The sequence below is a fragment of the Streptomyces sp. NPDC111744 genome (assembly GCF_055634995.1).
Genome location: NZ_JBVKCG010000014.1, coordinates 98,628 through 116,662, shown reverse-complemented (window position 1 = coordinate 116,662; position 18,035 = coordinate 98,628). Strand labels below are relative to the sequence as shown.

Sequence of the window (18,035 nt, the reverse complement as noted above, 5' to 3'; positions counted from 1 at the left end):
TCTCATCCCTTCACCGCCCCCGCGCCGAAGCCGGTGATCAGCCACTTCTGGATGAAGGCGAAGACGATCACCACCGGTACGGCGGCGATGATCCCGCCCGCGGCCAGCGCGCCCAGGTCGACGCTGTCCGCGCTCATCAGGGTGTTGAGGCCGACCGGGATGGTCTGCTTGCTCTGGTCGGACAGGAACATCAGGGCGAACAGGAAGTGGTTCCAGGCGTGCACGAAGGCGAAGGAGCCGACCGCGATCAGCCCGGGCCGCAGCAGCGGGAGGACGACGATCCGGAAGGCGGTGAGCCGGTTGCAGCCGTCGACCCAGGCGGCCTCCTCCAGGGAGTACGGCACGTTCCTGATGAAGCCACTGATCAGGATCATCGACAGGGGCAGCTGGAAGACGGTCTCGGCGATGATGACACTGCCGAGCGAGTTGATCATCTGGAGCTTGGCGAAGATCTGGAAGAGCGGGACCAGGAGCAGCGCGCCCGGCACGAACTGGGAGCAGAGCAGGCCCAGCATGAAGCCGCGCTTGAGCCGGAAGTCGAAGCGGGCGAGGGCGTAGCCGCCGGCCAGCGCGACGACCGTGGTCAGCAGCAGGGTGGCGACGCCGACGTAGACGCTGTTGAGGAAGTAGGTGCCGAAACCGCGCTCGGTCCACACCTTCTGGAAGTGCTCGAAGGTGACCGGCCAGGGGACCAGTGAGGTGGAGCCGGCCGGGCGGACGGCGAAGAGCAGGATCCAGTAGAAGGGGACGAGGGTGAAGAGGAGGTAGATCCCGAGGGGGAGGTAGATCTGCCAGCGGGGTGCCTCGTCCCAGGCGCGGCGCTTCTTCACCGGCCGGACGGGCGCGGACACGACGGGTTCGGTCTCGGGGGCGATCTCGGTGATCACTTGGCCTCGCCTCCGAACTTGCTCAGCCGCAGATAGACCACCGAGCAGAAGAGCAGGATCACGAACGCCACCGTGGTCAGCGCTGAGGCGTAGCCGAAGTTGTGGGCGTCGACACTGGTGTTGGCGATGTAGAGCGGGAGGGTGGTGGTCTCGCCGGCCGGGCCGCCGCCGGTGAGGGTGTAGAGCAGGTCGACGTTGTTGAACTCCCACACCGCGCGCAGCAGCGTGGAAAGGACGATGGCGTCTTTCAGGTGCGGCAGCGTGATGTGCCAGAACTGCTTGATCCTGCCGGCCCCGTCGACCTCGGCGGCCTCGTACAGGTCCTTGGAGACGGACTGGAGGTCGGCGAGGATGAGGATCGCGAAGAAGGGGACGCCTCGCCACAGGTCGGCGACCACGGCCGCCGGGAACACCGTCGAGGTGTCGGAGAGCCAGCTGGTGCCGTACGACCCGATCCCCGCGTCGGCGAGATAACGCGTGATGCCTGTCTGGGAGTTGTAGAGCAGCACCCAGATCGCCGAGGTCAGCACACCGGAGACGGCCCAGGGCGAGAAGACGAGCGCCCGGCCCAATGCCCGCCCGGCGAACGTCTGGTTGACGATCAGCGCCAGCGCCAGGCCGAACAGCAGCTGCAACCCGACTTCCACCACGACCCACTTGGCGCTGAAGGTCAGCGTGTCCCAGAACTGCGGGTCGTGCGCGAAGGCCTGGGTGAAGTTGCCGAGGCCCGCGAAGCCGTTCCGCCAGGGCTTGGTCGGGTTGTAGTTCTGCAGGCTGTAGTAGAAGACGCTGAGCACCGGGTAGGCGATGAAGCCCAGCATCAGCAGGGCCGCCGGGGCGATCAGCAGATACGGCAGCCTGCGCGGCGTCGCGGAGGCACGGCGCCGCCGGGGTGGCGCGGGCGGTTTCGCCACGGCTGCGGCTTGGGCCATGACTGTTCTCCGTTCGCTTTGGTTACAGCGGGTGCAGGAAGCGCTTGCTAGATGCACGCAGTTGAAGCGCTTCGACGAACTTACGGGGCAGTTGTAGGCAGTTACGGGTGGTGCGGTCAGCCCGCGTACGGGTCCGGGACCTCTCCCGGCCGGGCGAGGAACTCGAAGTCGCAGCCGGTGTCGGCCTGGGTGATCTGCTGGTCGTAGAGCGCGCCGTAGCCGCGCCCGTGGCGCACTGGCGGGGGCGTCCACTGGGCCCGGCGCCGCGCCAGTTCCTCGTCGTCCACGTCGAGCCGGAGGCTGCGGGCCGCCACGTCCAGGGTGATGGGGTCCCCGGTGCGGACGAGGGCGAGCGGCCCACCGATGTACGACTCGGGCGCGATGTGCAGGACGCAGGCGCCGTAACTCGTGCCGCTCATCCGGGCGTCGGAGATCCGCACCATGTCCCGCACGCCCTGCTTCAGCAGGTGGTCAGGGATGGGCAGCATGCCGTACTCGGGCATGCCGGGACCGCCCTTGGGCCCGGCGTTGCGCAGCACGAGCACGCTGTCGGCGGTGATGCCGAGGGCGGGGTCGTTGATGGTGCGCTGCATGGTCCTGTAGTCGTCGAAGACGACGGCGGGCCCGGTGTGCCTGAGGAGCTGCGGTTCGGCGGCGATGTGCTTGATGACGGCGCCGTCCGGGCAGAGGTTGCCGCGCAGTACGGCGACTCCGCCCTCGGCGGCCACGGGGTTGCCGCGGGGCCGGATGACGTCGTCGTTGTGCACCTGGGCGCCGGCGAGCTGTTCGCGGTAGGTGTCGTACGACACCGTCGGCCGGTCGAGGTGGAGCAGGTCGGGGATGCGGGAGAGGAAGCCCGGGAGGCCGCCCGCGAAGTGGAAATCCTCCATGAGGTACTTATGACCGCCGGGCCGGACGTCGGCGAGGACGGGCACGGTCCGGGCGATGCGGTCGAAGTCGTCCAGGGTGAGCCGCACCCCCGCACGTCCGGCCATGGCGATGAGGTGGATGACGGCGTTGGTGGAGCCGCCGAGGCCGAGGACGGTCGTCACCGCGTCCTCGAAGGCGTCGGCGGTGAGGAGGCTGGAGAGCCGTCGGTCCCGGTGGACGAGTTCGACGATCCGCATCCCCGCCCTGGCGGCCATCCGGTCGTGCCCCGAGTCGACGGCCGGGATGCTGGACGCGCCCGGGACCGTGACCCCGAGCGCCTCGGCGGCGGCGGTGAGCGTGGAGGCCGTGCCCATGGTCATGCAGTGCCCGGGGGAACGGGCCAGACCGCTCTCCAGCTCCGCCATCTCGCAGTCGCCGATCAGACCGGCACGCTTGTCGTCCCAGTACTTCCACATGTCGGTGCCGGAGCCGAGGACCTCGTCGCGCCAGTGGCCGGGGAGCATCGGTCCTGCGGGGACGAAGACGGCCGGCAGGTCGACGGAGGCGGCACCCATGAGCAGGGCGGGGGTGGACTTGTCGCAGCCGCCCATCAGGACGGCGCCGTCGACCGGGTACGACCGCAGCAGCTCCTCGGTCTCCATGGCGAGGAGGTTGCGGTAGAACATGGGGGTCGGCTTCTGGAAGGTCTCGGAGAGCGTGGAGACCGGGAACTCCAGTGGGAAGCCGCCGGCCTGCCAGACGCCCCGCTTGACGGCCTGCGCCCGGTCACGGAGGTGTACATGACAGGGGTTGATGTCCGACCAGGTGTTCAGGATCGCGATGACCGGCTTGCCGAGGTGCTCCTCGGGGAGATAGCCGAGCTGGCGGGTGCGCGCGCGATGGCTGAAGGAGCGGAGGCCTTCGGTGCCGTACCACTGGTGACTGCGGAGTTCCTCGGGCTGCCTGCGAGGCGCGTTCATATGGACCATCCGGAGGCGATGGCGGCAACCTCGGCGCGCTCTTCCTCGGGCAGCTGCCTGCTGGGCGGGCGGACGTCGCGGCGGCAGAGGCCGAGGGAGGCGAGGGCCTCCTTGACGACGGTGACGTTGTTCGCGGAGCCGTTGGCCGCGCGGAGTTCCTCGAAGCGGCGGATCTGTTCCCAGACCTTCATGGCGGCCCGGTAGTCGCCGGATCGAAGCGCTTCGATCATATTCCGTGAGACGGCCGGGGCGACGTTCACCAGACCGGAGGTGAAGCCGGTGGCGCCGGCCGAGAAGTAGGACGGCGCGTAGGGCTCGGCGAGCCCGGCGACCCAGACGAAGCGGTCGAGACCGGCGTCGCGGGCGAACGCGGCGAACTTGGCTGCGTCGGGGACCGCGTACTTGACGCCGATCACGTTGGGGCAGGCGTCGGCGAGTTCGGCGAGGCGGGCCCCGGGGAGCTGGGCGTTGCGGACGTACGGGACGACGCCCAGCTCGGGCACGGCCTCGGCGATGGCGCGGTGGTAGTCGACCCAGCCGGCCTGCGAGACGTAAGGGTGGACGGGCTGATGGACCATCACCATCCCGGCGCCGCATTCCCGGGCGTGCCTGGCGGAGGCGACGGCGGTCGGCACGTCATGTCCGACGCCGACGAGGATCGCGGCCCGCTCCCCGGCTTCGTCGAGGGTCAACTCGGTGACGAGGCGCCGTTCTTGGGGAGTGAGGGCGTAGAACTCGCCGGTGTTGCCGTTGGGGGTGAGGGTGCGGATCCCGCCGTCGAGGAGGCGGCGCAGCAGGGCCCGGTGAGCGGTCCGGTCGACGCTGCCGTCCGCGGCGAAGGGGGTCACCGGGATGGCCACGACGTCGGCCAGGGCCGCCCGTCGGGTCTCGAACGCCACGCTGCTCATTCGTGTCCTTCCTCTGCCTGGGCTTCGGGGTAGGCGCGCTCGACGAAGGACGCGATGTGGGCGTGCAGGGCGCGTGCGGCGCCGTCGGCATCGCCTGCCAGCGCCAGCCGCAGGATCTCGCGGTGCTCGCCGGCCTCCTGTTCCCAGGAGGGGGAGGCGGCCCAGGCGACGGCGGAGACGAGGGCCGCCTGGTCCCGGACCTCGTCGAGCATCCGGCCGAGCAGTGGGTTGCCGCACGGGAGATAGAGGGCGCGGTGGAAGTCCCGGTTGGCGAGGGAGCGTTCGGCGGTGTCGGTCGCGTCGTCGGCGCGGGTGAGCGCGTCGCGGGCGGCGTCGAGGGAGGCGCCGCGTTTCACGGCCCGCCTGAGAGCCTCGGGTTCGAGAAGAAGCCGCACGTCGTAGACCTCGCGGGCCATGTCCGCGTCCACCATGCGCACCGTGACGCCCTTGTACTGGCTCATCACGACCAGCCCGGTCCCCGCGAGGGTCTTGAGCGCCTCCCGTACGGGGGTCTTGGACACCCCGAACTGCGCGGCCAGCTCGGTCTCCACCAGGGCCTGACCGGGCGTCAGCTGCCCGGTGAGGATGCGGTGCTTGATCGCGTCCAGCACATACTGCGTCCGGGACGGGATCGGCATGGGCACAGAGGTCATGCGCGCCTCTCGGGGTCACGTATCAGCTGCGGGAGCTGATCTGACGTATCTGATCTCGCGTATCGCGTCTCATATATGACGTACGAAGTACGACGCGGATGAAGGTAGGAGCACGGCTGTGTTTCGTCAATGCTTCTGACAAAGGTGCTGTGCCGGGCGCCGTGGCCTGCCCCGGGCTCAGAGGCCCCTGGCCTCGCCCTCCCGCGCCACGCTGGTGGGCCGGCCCGACACCGCCCCGGCCCGGGCCGCCGCCATCTCCCTAGTGAGCATCGGCCCGACATGCGTCACCAGCAGCTCCCGCACTCCCGCGTCACGGGCGATCCGTCCCGCGTCCTCCGGGGTCAGATGTACACGTTCGCCATCGCGATGCTCGTCGAGGTCGGCCTCGCACAGGAAGACATCCGCGCGCGTGGCCAGTTCGGTCAGCGCGTCGCAGGGTCCGCTGTCTCCGGAGTACGCCAGTACGCTCCCCTGGCATTCGGCGCGCAGCCCGTAGGCCTCGGTGTCGTGGACCACCGCTCGCGCGGCGAGCCGCAGGTTCCAGTGCTGGACCATGTGCCCGTCGTACAGCGGCCGGAAGTCGAAAACCCCGCCGAGAAAACCCACATCCGGTCGGCCGAAGAAGCCCGCCAGCCGTTGCGCGCACCCCTGCGGGGCGTACACCGGTATCGGCGCGGCCGGCGCCATCCCGCCGAAGGCGTACGCGTAGGCCGCGGCCAGCAGATCCGCGCTGTGGTCCGCGTGCAGGTGCGAGATCCAGATCGCCGTGAGCCGCGCCGGATCCGTGTGCCGCTGCAATTCCGCGAAGGTACCGGTCCCCGCGTCCACCCACACCTCGGCACCCCCGCCCCGCAGCAGATAGCCCGAGCACGGGCGGCCGGGCCGGGGGTGCGGAGAGGCGGTACCGAGGACGGTGAGGCTCAGTGCCATGGCGAGGAGAGTACGGATCCGGGCCCCCGCCCGCTCACCGTTCGAGCCCCTTCACGGGTTCCAGCGCGTCCCCTTACGGGTTCCAGCCGTCCCCTTACGGGTTCCGGACCGGTCCCCTTACGGCCTCCACCCCGGCCCTTACGGCTTCCATTCCGGGTCCCGGCCGCTGAGCCCCACCGCCCGCTCCAGCAACGGCGCGCTCTCCGGCACCGGCACGAGCGGGCCGAACGGGCCCCGGTCGGCCTGTGCCGCCGCCCGCAGGAAGCCGTACGCCGCCTCCAGCGCCACCGGGTCCGGGGTGTACTCCTGGCCGGTGGCCCGGGCCAGGTCCCAGCCGTGGATGACCAGTTCGTCGGCTGCCACCGCCGCCGCCACATCACCCGGCAGGTCGACCCCGCCCGCGCGGGTCATCCCGCTCCACGCGGAGGGGTCCAGCCAGGCCTGTGCCAGTGCGTCGAGCGCCTTGGGCAGTTCCTGCCGCCACCCCGGGCCGAGTTCCGGCAGGGTGGCATCGGGACGGTGGTCGGTCGTGGCGCCCAGGTTCTTGTGGGCCGCGTCCCGGAAGGCCACGGACAGCCCCGCCACATGGCCCAGCAGGTGCCGGACCGCGTAGTCCGGACACGGGGTGGACGCCATGAGCTGCTCGTCCGTCACCCGTTCCGCGAGTCCCGCCACGATCCTCGCCTGCGGACCCAGGTCGATCATGGTCGTGCCCGTCATTGCGTCGCCTCCCGGTTCACCGACCCGGTCGTCCGAGTCGTCTCCTTCGGGAGGTGGACCGCGCCGGCCGCCGAAACTCATCGATCCGCCACGGTCCGGGAGTCCGGACCCCGGCAGGCGACACACCCGGCCCTTCTAAGGCACCTTCCCGATCCCGGCACCCCCGCCTTAGGCCCACGATGACCAGGCATGACCACCTCCTGGACCGTGACCCGCCTGCTCCGCGACCGCAACGCGGCCCTCTACCTCACCGGTGTCGTGGTGTCCGGCTTCGGCAGCTCCGCGCTCTGGCTGGTGTCGGGTGTCTGGGTCAAGGACCTCACCGGCTCCGACGGCCTCGCCGCCCTGTGCACCGCCGCGCTGTGGACCCCCACCCTCCTCGGTCCCGCCCTCGGCACCCTCGCCGACCGCGTCCGCCGCAAGCCCCTGCTCATCCGAATGAACCTCGCCCTCGCCGCCCTCCTTCTCCCTCTCCGGATGGTCGACTCGTCCGCCTCCGTCTGGCTCCTCTTCACCGTCCTGGTCCTCTACGGCGCGGCAGGCGTCGTCGAGGACGCCGCCAACTCGGCCCTCGTCGCCGCCGCCGTCGACCCGACCCTCCTCGGTGACTTCAACGGGCTGCGGATGACCGCGCGCGAAGGCATGAAGCTGGTCGCCCCGCTGACCGGCGCCGCGCTGTACACGGCCTACGGCGGGCCGAGCGTGGCGCTGCTGGACGCCGGCACCTTCGTGCTGGCGGCGGGGGTGTGCGCGCTGCTCCGGGTGCGCGAGGAACCTCCCGACCCGACGGGCGGCAAGTGGCGGCGGCAGACCGTCGAGGGGGTCCGGCTGCTCTGGGGGCACCCGGCCCTGCGTCCGCTGGTCCGGGCCGGTGGCGTCACGATGTGTCTCGCCTCGCTCGGCAGCAGCCTGAACTACGCGGTGGTGGACGCCCTCGGCCGCTCCCCCGCCTACACGGGTGTGATGTACGCCGTCCAGGGCGTCGGCTCGGTCGCGGTCGGGCTGGTCTCCGGGGCCGCCCTGCGGCGGCTCGGTGAGCGCCGGTTCGCGGCGTACGGCATCGCCCTGACGGGGGTCGCGGTGGCCGCACGGGCGGTGCCGTACGACGCGGTGGTGCTGGCGTGCAGTGCGGCGGGCGGGCTGGGGCTGCCCTGTGTGCTGATCGCCGCCTACACCGCCGTACAGCGTGAGATCCCGGCCGCCGCACTGGGGCGGGCGACCGCGACCGCCGACACGCTGATGTTCACACCGAACGTGGTCGGACTGGCGGTTGGTGCCGCTCTCGTCGAACTCGTCGACCACGGGCTGCTGTTGGTGGTCCTGGGCGGTGCGCTGCTGGCCACCGCCGGCTCACTGGCTCAGCGCAGCGCCTCCCGCACCGACGCCAGGTCGCCGTCGGACGCCAACCCGGCGTGATACAGCCGCAGTTCGGTCGCGCCCAGGTCACGTGCCCGGGCCGCGTCGGCCGCCAGGGTGCCGGGGCTGCCGCCCATCCCGGAGACCACCGTGAAGTTGGCCGCCAGGACCGTGTCCTCGCGCGCGTGCTCCGCGAAGGGCGTCAGCAGGGCCGTACCGCCCGCGCAGGGCACCACGACACCGTCCGCGACCGACAGCACATGCGCGGGGTCCACGCCCGCGTTGGCTCCGCAGTGGTAGGCCACCGGGTCGGCGTGCAGCAGCACTTGGAAGCCCTGGGGGGCCGCCGCGCGCACCGCGGCCACTGCCGTCTCCTGGAGTGTGCGGGCCTGCCCGTCGCGCCACGCGCGCGTGGCGGCCGCCACCGGTTCGCCGAGCAGCTTCTCGACCGTCGGCCACCCGCCGTCGTCCGCCGTGCCCCGCCACAGCGGCTCCAGCGCCTCGCGTACGGCTGTCGCCAACTCGTCCGCGTCCAGGCCCTGTTCGCCGTAGCCCGCCCGGCACGTCGGGCAGAAGCAGAGCGCCATCAGGTACTGGCCTGCGTCGCCGAGGGCGACGCCCGCGGTCTTGTCGTGGGCGTGCAGATGCTGGAGGCCGTACCAGCCGAGGGACTCCAGTTCGGTGCCGGCCGCGCCCGGGCGTACGGCGGCCTCGGCGGCGAGGTCGGTCAGGTACGCGCGCGTGGCGGACTGGGCGATGCAGGGGGCCCAGGGGTAGCGGTCACCGTAGGCGTTGACGACCGAGGTGTCCGGGTGCTCGGCGCCCAGGCGGGAGCTGTGGGCGAGGATCACCCAGGTGTGGACTTCGAGGCCGGCGCCGGTCAGGGCTTCGGCGGCCTCCCCGTAGGCGTCGCCGGGGGCCCAGTCGCCCGCCGGGTGGGGGCGGAGCCGGCGGTCCGCCCAGTGGTCGCTCGCCGGGTAGTAGACGGCCGCGTACTCGGCGGTGACGACGCGGTGACGTGGGTGCCGAGGGGTCAGCGCGCGGGTGGAGTGGTAGGCGGCGGCGAGGGTCACCTGGTCCACGCCGAGCGCGGCGATCCGCTCCGGGGCCCCGGGATCCCCGTTCACGTCCCAGGGGTAGACGAACGCCGACGCCTTCGACCGTCCCCCTCCGGATCCCGCCGACGCCTTCAACCGTCCTCCTCCGGATCCCGCGGCCGCCGTCACGCGCCCTCCTCCAGCAGTGCGTACCCACGCTCGATCAGCTGGGCGAGCTGCTTCACATGGTCCTCGCCCGGCTCGTGCAGCGGGGGCCGGACCTCGCCGACGTCCAGACCACGCAGCCGTACGCCCGCCTTGACCAGCGAGACGGCGTAGCCCCGGCCCTGGGCGCGGAGTTCGACGAACGGGCGGTAGAAGCCGTCCAGCAGGCGCTCCACCGTCGGCCCGTCCCCCTCGCGCAGGGCGGCGTGGAAGGCGAGGGCGATCTCGGGGACGAAGCAGAAGACGGCCGAGGAGTAGAGGGTGATACCGATGGCCTGGTAGGCGAGCTGGGTCTGTTCGGCGGTGGGCAGGCCGTTGAAGTAGAGGAAGTCGCCCGGGACCTCGGTGCGGACGGCGCTGACGATGCGCTGCATCAGGTCCAGGTCGCCGAGGCCGTCCTTGAAGCCGATGATGCCCTCTGTGCGGGCGAGTTCGACGACCGTGGGCGGGGTGAACACCGCGTTGTCCCGCTGGTAGACGATCACCGGAAGGTCGGTCGCCGCGGCCACTTCCCGGTAGTGCCGCAGCAGACCCTCCTGGCCGGCGACCACCAGGTAGGGCGGCATGGCGAGCAGGCCGTCGGCACCCGCGTCCGCGGCGAGACGCGCGTAGCGCACGGCGAGCGCGGTGCCGTAGCCGACGCCGGCGATCACCGGTACCCGGCCCTCGGCCGCCGCCACGGCCGCGCCCACGCAGGCCTCGAACTCCTCCGGCAGCAGCGCGTGGAACTCCCCGGTGCCGCAGCAGGCGAACACGGCCGCGGCGCCGGCCTCGACGCCCCGGCGCACATGCTCGCGGTAGGCGTCCAGGTCGGGAGAGCCGTCGGGGCCGAAGGCCGTGACGGGGAAGAAGAGCGGCCCGCGCGGGTCACGAAGCCGGGCGGCGAGAGGGGCTGGCGTCACGGGCGCTCCCTGTCGATGCGGTGCGACGCAGATCGTCGTACCGATGCATGTCTCTGATCGACGTCCATATTCATGAACGTGACCACGTTACGAGCCCTCCTCACGGCCGGTCAAGGCGACAAACGACCAACATACGAGCGGATTCCCGCACTCCACGGCACACTTGACGAGGTGCGCCGCATCTCCCTAGCGTGTCCACGCATGTGAATGCCATACATGGATGAGATCTTCCGGGCCACCCGGAGGAGGCCGACCAAGGAGGCCGGGATGCCCACTCCCCGCACGCTACTGCTCACCGGCGCCGCAGGCGGGCTCGGCACCCTGATGCGGTCCCTGCTCCCGGAGTACGGCTACGAGCTGCGCCTCTTCGACGTCCGCCCGGTCGACGGCGAGCCGGACGCGATCACCGCCGACCTCGGCGACAAGGACGCGCTGCGGGAAGCGGTGCGGGGCGTGGACGCGGTCCTGCACCTCGCCGGGATCTCCCTGGAGGCGCCCTTCGAGAAGATCCTCCGCTCGAACATCGAGGGCACCTACAACCTCTACGAGGCCGCCCGCGAGGCCGGTGTACCGCGTGTCGTCTTCGCCTCCTCCAACCACGCCGTCGGCTACACCCCGGCGCCCCGCGCAGGCGGCCCGCTCATCCCGGTCGACACCCCGCGCCGCCCGGACACCTTCTACGGCCTGTCCAAGTCCTTCGGCGAGGACCTCGCCCAGCTGTACTGGGACCGGCACGGCCTGGAGACCGTCTCCGTCCGCATCGGCTCCTGCTTCGCCGAGCCGGCCGACGTGCGCATGCTCTCGGTGTGGATGAGCCCCGCCGACGGTGCCCGCCTCTTCCACGCAGCCCTGACCGCCGAGGAGGTCGGCCACACCGTCGTCTACGGCTCTTCCGCCAACACCCGCCTGTGGTGGGACCTGACCGGCGCCCGGGCGCTCGGCTACGAGCCGCAGGACGACTCCGAGCAGTACGCGGAGAAGCTGATCGCCGAGCACGGCGAGCTGGACCCGCAGAACCCGGCCCACACCCACCTGGGCGGCCGTTTCGTCAACGACCCGCCCATCTGGCCGTACTAGGCCGAACGAGACGCGAGACGGCGGAAAGCGATCGCCCAAGGCGGCGGGCGGGCACCGAACGGGCCCGCCCGCCGTCGCGCTCGGGCATCCGGGACGCCCGCTCTCACCCGTCGCCCGGCAGCCGCGCTGGTCCGAGGCGGGCACCGCGAGTGGCAAACGGGCACACCCGGGCAGTATCGGGCCCGCAACAGACCTGGTCAGCCTCGCACACCCGCTGTAGAACTTGCTGCATGGCCCGAACGGGCAGTTCCACGCAGGTCCACAGCGAAGTGGGTGACGAGATGAGCACGCTGACGGCGGAAGAACGCCAGCGCGAGATCGTGCGGGCCGCGCGCGTCACGGGCTCGGTCGACGTCACCGCTCTGGCCGCCGCGCTGGGCGTGGCCAAGGAGACCATCCGGCGGGATCTGCGCGCCCTGGAGGACCACGGCCTGGTGCGCCGTACCCACGGGGGCGCGTATCCCGTCGAGAGCGCCGGTTTCGAGACCACGCTCGCCTTCCGTTCGACCAGCCACGTCCCGGAGAAGCGGCGGATCGCGTCGGCCGCCGCCGAGTTGCTGGGCGACGCCGAGACCGTCTTCGTCGACGAGGGCTTCACCCCACAGCTCATCGCCGAGGCACTGCCGACGGACCGGCCGCTGACCGTGGTCACGGCGTCGCTGCCGGTGGCGGGCGCCCTCGCCGAGAGCGAGAACATGTCGGTGCTGCTGCTCGGCGGACGGGTGCGGGCCGGCACGCTGGCGACCGTCGACCACTGGACGACCAAGATGCTCGCCGGCTTCGTCCTCGATCTCGCCTACATTGGAGCCAACGGCATCTCACGTGAGCACGGCCTGACCACCCCCGACCCCGCCGTCAGCGAGGTCAAGGCCCAGGCCGTCCGCGCCGCACGCCGGACGGTCTTCGCCGGCGTGCACACCAAGTTCGGAGCCGTCAGCTTCTGCCGCTTCGCCGAGGTCGGCACCCTTGAGGCGATCGTGACGAGCACCCTGCTCCCCACCGCCGAGGCCCATCGCTACGCCCTGATGGGCCCCCAGGTCATCCGGGTCTGACCCGCCAAGACACACCCACGCCCTCCCCGCAGGGCTCTTCCCCACCCCGCAGTGCCCCATATCTCCCGATTCCTCCAGGAGCGATCCATGCGAACCCCGAGCCGACGGAGGCCGCGAGTCACGCTCGCCATGGCCGCCGCAGGGACGCTGCTCGCCCCGCTGCTCTCCGGCTGCTGGGTCGGGGCGGGCGGGTCCGGTTCCGGCGGCGATTCGATCAATGTGCTGATGGTCAACAACCCCCAGATGACCGAACTCCAGAAGCTCGCCCCGCGCTTCACCAAGGAGACCGGCATCAAGGTCAACTTCACCGTCCTGCCCGAGAACGACGTCCGCGACAAGATCAGCCAGGACTTCGCCAACCAGGCCGGCCAGTACGACGTGGCCACCCTGTCCAACTACGAGATACCGATCTACGCCAAGAACGGCTGGCTGCACGAGATGGACTCGTACGTCGCGAAGGACCCGGGCTTCGACCAGCAGGACATCCTCGAACCGATGCGCCAGTCCCTGACCGCCGCCGACGGCAAGCTCTACGGCGAGCCCTTCTACGGCGAGTCGTCCTTCCTGATGTACCGCAAGGACGTGTTCCAGGCGAAGGGGCTGACGATGCCGGCGCACCCCACCTGGCAGCAGGTCGCCGACCTCGCCGCCAAGGTGGACGGCGCCCAGTCCGGCATGCGCGGCATCTGTCTGCGCGGCCTGCCCGGCTGGGGCGAGATGATGGCGCCGCTGACCACCGTCGTGAACACCTTCGGGGGCACCTGGTTCGACAAGGGCTGGAAGGCCCGGCTGACCGCGCCCGGCTTCGAGAACGCGACGAAGTTCTACGTCGACCTCGTCCGCAAGCACGGCGAGTCCGGCGCCCCCCAGTCCGGCTTCGCCGAGTGCCTCAACAACATGACCCAGGGCAAGGTCGCCATGTGGTACGACGCGACGTCCGCGGCCGGCCTCCTCGAGGCGAACGGCTCCCCGGTCAAGGGCAAGCTCGGCTACGCCCCCGCACCCGTCGAGCAGACCAAGTCGTCCGGCTGGCTCTACACCTGGGCCTGGGGCATCCAGAAGGCCTCCCGCAACCCGGACAAGGCCTGGAAGTTCGTGTCCTGGGCGTCGAGCAAGCAGTACGAGGAACTGGTCGGACAGACCAGCGGCTGGTCCAACGTCCCGGCGGGCAAGCGGGCGTCGACCTACACGAACCCCGACTACGTCAGGACGGCCGCCGCGTTCCAGGAGATGACCAAGGAGGCCATCGAGAGCGCCCGCCCGAACGACCCCGGCGTCCAGCCGCGCCCCGCGCCCGGCATCCAGTTCGTCGACATCCCCGAGTTCACCGATCTCGGCACCAAGGTCTCCCAGGAGATCAGTTCGGCCATCGCCGGACGACAGTCCGTCGACTCGGCCCTGACCAAGTCCCAGCAGCTCGCCGAGAAGATCGCCAAGGAGTACGAGGGACGATGACCGCGACGACAGCCCCCTACACAGCGACACCCGCACGCGCCACGCGGCCGCCCTCCGCCCGCCTGCGCGCCTGGGCCACCCGGGCCCCCCTTCTGCCCGCCCTGGTCTTCATGATCGTCGTGACCCAGCTGCCGTTCGTGGCCACGGTGGTCATCTCCTTCTTCGACTGGAACGCCCTCTACCCGAAGGCCCGCCACTTCGCCGGCGTCGACAACTACCGCCAGGTCCTGACCGACGCCGACCTGCGCCACTCGGTGTGGACGACCGTGCTCCTCACGGTCACGGTGGTGCTGGTCAGCCTGGTCCTCGGCCTCGCGCTGGCGCTGCTCCTGAACAACAGGTTCCGCGGCCGGGGCATCGTCCGCACCCTGCTGATCGCCCCCTTCCTGGTGGTCCCGGTGGCCGCCGCCCTGCTCTGGAAACACGTCCTCTACAACCCCGAGTACGGCCTGCTCAACGGCCTGTTGCACTACGTCGGCGGACCGCAGCCCGACTGGATCTCCAGCACCCCGCTGCTGGCCGTCGAGGCCGCCCTGGTGTGGCAGTGGACGCCGTTCATGATGCTGATCCTGCTCGCCGGGCTGCAGAGCCGTGACCCCGAGCAGATCGAGGCCGCCCGGGTGGACGGCGCGAGCGACTGGCAGGTCTTCCGCTATCTCACGCTCCCGCACCTGCGCCGCTACCTCGAACTCGGCGCCCTGCTGGGCAGCATCTACATCGTCCAGAACTTCGACGCGGTCTTCACGATCACGTCCGGCGGCCTGGGCACCGCCAACCTCCCCTACACCGTCTACCAGAGCTTCTACCAGGCACACGAGAACGGCCTCGCCTCGGCCGCCGGCGTCCTGGTCGTCATCGGCTCGATCATCATCGCGACCTTCGCCCTGCGCGTGGTGTCGTCCCTGTTCCGCGAGGAGGTGTCCCGCGCATGAGCAGCCTCGCCATACGCGTCAGGAAGCACCGGGGCCTCAGCATCGGTCTGGTGGCCTGGCTGGCCGGCATCGTCTTCTTCTTCCCCATCGCCTGGATGGCTCTGACGTCCTTCCACTCCGAGGCGGACGCGGCGACCAACCCGCCCTCCTTCGGCGCCGCCCTCACCCTGGACGGCTACCGCGAGTTCTTCGGAGCCGGCGGTGGCGCGAGCCCCTGGCCGGCGCTGATCAACTCGGCGGTCGCCTCGATCGTCTCGACCCTCCTCGTCCTCGTCCTGGCCTTCCCGGCGGCCTACGCGCTGTCGATCCGGCGGGTCAAGAAGTGGACGGACGTGCTGTTCTTCTTCCTCTCCACGAAGATGCTGCCGGTCGTGGCCGGGCTGCTGCCGATCTACCTGTTCGCGAAGAACACCGGGATGCTGGACAACATCTGGTTCCTGGTCATCCTCTACACCTCCATGAACCTGCCGATCGCGGTGTGGATGATGCAGTCGTTCCTCGCCGAGGTCCCGGTCGCGGTGATCGAGGCGGCACAGATCGACGGCGCCCGCCTCCCGACGATCCTCGCGCGGGTGGTCGCCCCGATCGCCCTGCCCGGCATCGCCGCCACCTCCCTGATCTGCTTCATCTTCAGCTGGAACGAACTTCTCTTCGCCCGAGTCCTGACAGGCGTGGTCGCCGAGACCGCCCCCGTCTTCCTGACCGGCTTCATCACCAGCCAGGGCCTGTTCCTGGCCAAGGTGTGCGCCGCGTCGCTCGTCGTCTCCCTGCCGGTGCTCGCCGCGGGGTTCGCCGCCCAGGACAAGCTGGTCCAGGGCCTGTCGTTGGGAGCCGTGAAATGAAGGCCGCCGTCATCGAGTCCGTGGGCCGTGCCGTCGTCACCGAGGTCCCCGACCCGACACCGGGCCCCCGTGAGGTCGTGGTGGAAGTGGCCGCCTGCGGCCTGTGCGGAACCGATCTCCACATCCTCCAGGGCGAGTTCGCGCCCAAGCTGCCGATCGTGCCGGGCCACGAGTTCGCCGGCGAGGTGGTCGGCGTCGGCGCCCAGGTGACCGAGGTGGCGATCGGCGACCAGGTCGCGGTCGACCCGTCCCTGTACTGCTACGAGTGCCGCTACTGCCGTGACGGCCACAACAACCTCTGCGAACGCTGGGCCGCGATCGGCGTGACCGTCCCGGGCGGGGCCGCACAGTACGCGGTCGCCCCGGTCGCCAACTGCGTGAAGCTCCCCGAGCACGTCCGCACCCAGGACGCGGCGCTGGTCGAGCCGCTGTCCTGCGCGGTACGCGGCTACGACGTCCTCAAGTCCCGCCTGGGCGCGCACGTCCTCATCTACGGCTCCGGGACGATGGGCCTGATGATGCTGGAACTCGCCAAGCGGACCGGCGCGGCCAGCGTGGACGTGGTCGATCTGAACCCGGCCCGCCTGGAGACCGCCCGCGGTCTCGGCGTCTCGGCGTCCGCCGCGAACGCCGACGAGCTGGACCGCCCGCGGGGCTGGGACGTGGTGATCGACGCGACCGGCAACGCGGCGGCGATCCAGGACGGCCTGGAGCGGGTGGCGAAGGCGGGCACGTTCCTCCAGTTCGGCGTCGCCGACTACGCGACCCGGGTCACGATCGACCCGTACCGCATCTACAACCAGGAGATCACCATCACCGGCTCCATGGCCGTCCTGCACAGCTACGAGCGCGCGGCGGAGCTGTTCGCGACCGGGGTGCTGGACCCGGAGGTCTTCATCAGCGACCGGCTCCCACTGGACCAGTACCCGCAGGCGCTGGAGCAGTTCGCGGCGGGGGTGGGGCGGAAGATCGTCGTCGTTCCCTGAGCCGATCGGGGGGTTCCTGGGGCCGCTCGACGGTAAGGGAACGGCAAAGCGGTGTCGTTCGTTCACCTGGCATGACAGCTATGACCCCTGGCTCGAACATCCCTCTCACCGTCTCCCGGGTGGCGGTGGACGTCGCCGCCCCGGTGCGGCTGGACGTGTCGGGCCTGCTGCTCACGGGCGACGGCAAGGTGCGCTCCGACGACGACTTCATCTTCTACAACCAGCCGAGCGGCCCGGGCGTGACCTACCGCTCCGGCGGCGGTACGGCGCCGGACGCGATCACCGTCGACACGGCCGCCGTGCCGCCCGGCATCGAGAAGATCGTGGTCACCGCGAGCCCCGACGCCACAGGCCAGACCTTCCAGGGCATCGAGCCGACGGCGACGATCCGTAACGCGGACGACGGCTCGGTGCTGGGCACGTTCACGCCTCCGCAGCTGGGCGCGGAGACCGCCCTGGTGGTCGTCGAGATCTACCTGCGCAACGGCGCGTGGAAGGCCCGCGCGGTCGGCCAGGGGTATGCGAACGGGCTGGCGGGCATCGCGACCGACTTCGGCGTGACGGTGGAGGAACCGGCACCGGCCGCACCGCCGCAGCCGGTGGCCGCGCCGTCCACCCCCGCCGTCGCTCCTGCCGCTGCCGCTGCCCCTGCCCCAGCTCCCGGTGCCGGGAAGATCAATCTCGACAAGGGCCGGGTCAGCCTCCAGAAGAACCAGACCGTGTCGCTGGTCAAGGGCGGCAGCCCGCTGCTTTCCCAGGTCATGATGGGTCTGGGCTGGGAGCCGGCGTTCCGTGGCAAGGACATCGACCTGGACGCGTCGGTCGTCGCCTACGGCCCGCAGCGCGACCACGTCGACAGCTGCTACTTCGGCAAGCTGTCCATCCTCAACGGCGCGATCAAGCACTCCGGCGACAACCTCACCGGTGAGGGAGGCGGCGACGACGAGGTGATCGCGGTCGACCTCGGCCGGATCCCCCCGGAGGTCACCGGCCTCGTCTTCACCGTCAACTCCTTCTCCGGCCAGAAGTTCACGGAGGTCGCCAAGGCCTACTGCCGCCTCCTGGACGCGGCGACCGGCGAGGAACTGGTCCGCTTCGACCTCACCAACGCGGAAGCGCAGACCGGCGTGATGATGGCCAAGCTGGTCCGCCAGTTCTCCGGCGAGTGGGACATGACGGCACTCGGCGAGTTCGTGAAGGCCCGCACGGTCCGGAACATGGTGAAGCCGGGCGCGCAGGCGCTGTAACGGCCGTGGATCGGCACGGTCCCGCGCCCCTTCCGGGGTGCGGG

Annotated in this window: 17 protein-coding genes; 8 read left to right on the top strand and 9 right to left on the bottom strand. The window is 70.8% G+C overall.

Going from position 1 to position 18,035, the window contains the following annotated elements; genetic code table 11:
* Positions 1-2 precede the first annotated feature (2 nt).
* The 7 genes from ACZ7OO_RS28095 to ACZ7OO_RS28065 all read right to left on the bottom strand — a co-directional run bounded on the left by ACZ7OO_RS28095 (position 3) and on the right by ACZ7OO_RS28065 (position 6,880).
* Positions 3-887: a carbohydrate ABC transporter permease gene (locus ACZ7OO_RS28095; protein ID WP_471508844.1), complete on the bottom strand. Its 885-nt coding sequence runs from the start codon at positions 885-887 to the stop codon at positions 3-5.
* The gene (locus ACZ7OO_RS28090; protein ID WP_471508842.1) at positions 884-1,819 is read right to left on the bottom strand and encodes a carbohydrate ABC transporter permease; all 936 of its coding nucleotides are present in this window, start codon (positions 1,817-1,819) and stop codon (positions 884-886) included. The genes ACZ7OO_RS28095 and ACZ7OO_RS28090 overlap by 4 nt, the downstream gene beginning before the upstream one ends.
* Before the next feature lie 116 nt (positions 1,820-1,935).
* Complete coding sequence (gene araD, locus ACZ7OO_RS28085) at positions 1,936-3,669, bottom strand: L-arabinonate dehydratase (RefSeq protein WP_471508840.1); 1,734 nt, start codon at positions 3,667-3,669, stop codon at positions 1,936-1,938.
* Positions 3,666-4,577 carry a dihydrodipicolinate synthase family protein gene (locus ACZ7OO_RS28080; RefSeq protein WP_471508838.1) on the bottom strand — a complete coding sequence of 304 codons (912 nt, stop codon included), beginning with the start codon at positions 4,575-4,577 and terminating at the stop codon, positions 3,666-3,668. The genes araD and ACZ7OO_RS28080 overlap by 4 nt, the downstream gene beginning before the upstream one ends.
* Positions 4,574-5,230 (bottom strand): GntR family transcriptional regulator, encoded by a 657-nt coding sequence (locus tag ACZ7OO_RS28075; protein ID WP_471508836.1) that lies wholly within the window; start codon positions 5,228-5,230, stop codon positions 4,574-4,576. Before ACZ7OO_RS28075 ends, ACZ7OO_RS28080 begins: the two co-directional genes overlap by 4 nt.
* Positions 5,231-5,407: 177 nt before the next feature.
* Positions 5,408-6,160 (bottom strand): MBL fold metallo-hydrolase, encoded by a 753-nt coding sequence (locus ACZ7OO_RS28070; protein ID WP_471508834.1) that lies wholly within the window; start codon positions 6,158-6,160, stop codon positions 5,408-5,410.
* 138 nt (positions 6,161-6,298) lie between these two features.
* The gene (locus tag ACZ7OO_RS28065; protein ID WP_471508832.1) at positions 6,299-6,880 is read right to left on the bottom strand and encodes a TIGR03086 family metal-binding protein; all 582 of its coding nucleotides are present in this window, start codon (positions 6,878-6,880) and stop codon (positions 6,299-6,301) included.
* 189 nt (positions 6,881-7,069) lie between these two features.
* Here ACZ7OO_RS28065 and ACZ7OO_RS28060 point away from each other — a divergent pair, with 189 nt between their 5' ends.
* Positions 7,070-8,296, top strand: a complete 1,227-nt coding sequence (locus ACZ7OO_RS28060) for an MFS transporter (RefSeq protein ID WP_471508830.1) — start codon at positions 7,070-7,072, stop codon at positions 8,294-8,296.
* Here ACZ7OO_RS28060 and ACZ7OO_RS28055 read toward each other — a convergent pair.
* Positions 8,239-9,363 carry a hypothetical protein gene (locus ACZ7OO_RS28055; protein ID WP_471508828.1) on the bottom strand — a complete coding sequence of 375 codons (1,125 nt, stop codon included), beginning with the start codon at positions 9,361-9,363 and terminating at the stop codon, positions 8,239-8,241. The genes ACZ7OO_RS28060 and ACZ7OO_RS28055 overlap by 58 nt on opposite strands.
* A gap of 95 nt (positions 9,364-9,458) precedes the next feature.
* Positions 9,459-10,400: a 5-dehydro-4-deoxyglucarate dehydratase gene (locus ACZ7OO_RS28050; protein WP_471508827.1), complete on the bottom strand. Its 942-nt coding sequence runs from the start codon at positions 10,398-10,400 to the stop codon at positions 9,459-9,461.
* A gap of 267 nt (positions 10,401-10,667) precedes the next feature.
* On the opposite strand from ACZ7OO_RS28050, the gene ACZ7OO_RS28045 reads away from it, so the two are divergent.
* From ACZ7OO_RS28045 to ACZ7OO_RS28015, 7 genes are all read left to right on the top strand, one after another.
* A complete protein-coding gene (locus ACZ7OO_RS28045) occupies positions 10,668-11,477 on the top strand; it encodes an NAD-dependent epimerase/dehydratase family protein (protein ID WP_471508825.1) in 810 nt (269 codons plus the stop codon).
* 281 nt (positions 11,478-11,758) lie between these two features.
* Positions 11,759-12,529, top strand: a complete 771-nt coding sequence (locus tag ACZ7OO_RS28040; RefSeq protein WP_471508823.1) for a DeoR/GlpR family DNA-binding transcription regulator — start codon at positions 11,759-11,761, stop codon at positions 12,527-12,529.
* 87 nt (positions 12,530-12,616) lie between these two features.
* Complete coding sequence (locus tag ACZ7OO_RS28035) at positions 12,617-13,984, top strand: ABC transporter substrate-binding protein (protein WP_471508821.1); 1,368 nt, start codon at positions 12,617-12,619, stop codon at positions 13,982-13,984.
* Positions 13,981-14,916, top strand: a complete 936-nt coding sequence (locus tag ACZ7OO_RS28030) for a carbohydrate ABC transporter permease (protein WP_471508819.1) — start codon at positions 13,981-13,983, stop codon at positions 14,914-14,916. Before ACZ7OO_RS28035 ends, ACZ7OO_RS28030 begins: the two co-directional genes overlap by 4 nt.
* The gene (locus ACZ7OO_RS28025; protein WP_352223934.1) at positions 14,913-15,758 is read left to right on the top strand and encodes a carbohydrate ABC transporter permease; all 846 of its coding nucleotides are present in this window, start codon (positions 14,913-14,915) and stop codon (positions 15,756-15,758) included. The genes ACZ7OO_RS28030 and ACZ7OO_RS28025 overlap by 4 nt, the downstream gene beginning before the upstream one ends.
* A complete protein-coding gene (locus ACZ7OO_RS28020; protein WP_471508817.1) occupies positions 15,755-16,744 on the top strand; it encodes a zinc-dependent alcohol dehydrogenase family protein in 990 nt (329 codons plus the stop codon). Before ACZ7OO_RS28025 ends, ACZ7OO_RS28020 begins: the two co-directional genes overlap by 4 nt.
* An 80-nt stretch (positions 16,745-16,824) precedes the next feature.
* Complete coding sequence (locus ACZ7OO_RS28015) at positions 16,825-17,991, top strand: TerD family protein (protein WP_471508815.1); 1,167 nt, start codon at positions 16,825-16,827, stop codon at positions 17,989-17,991.
* Positions 17,992-18,035 lie beyond the last annotated feature (44 nt).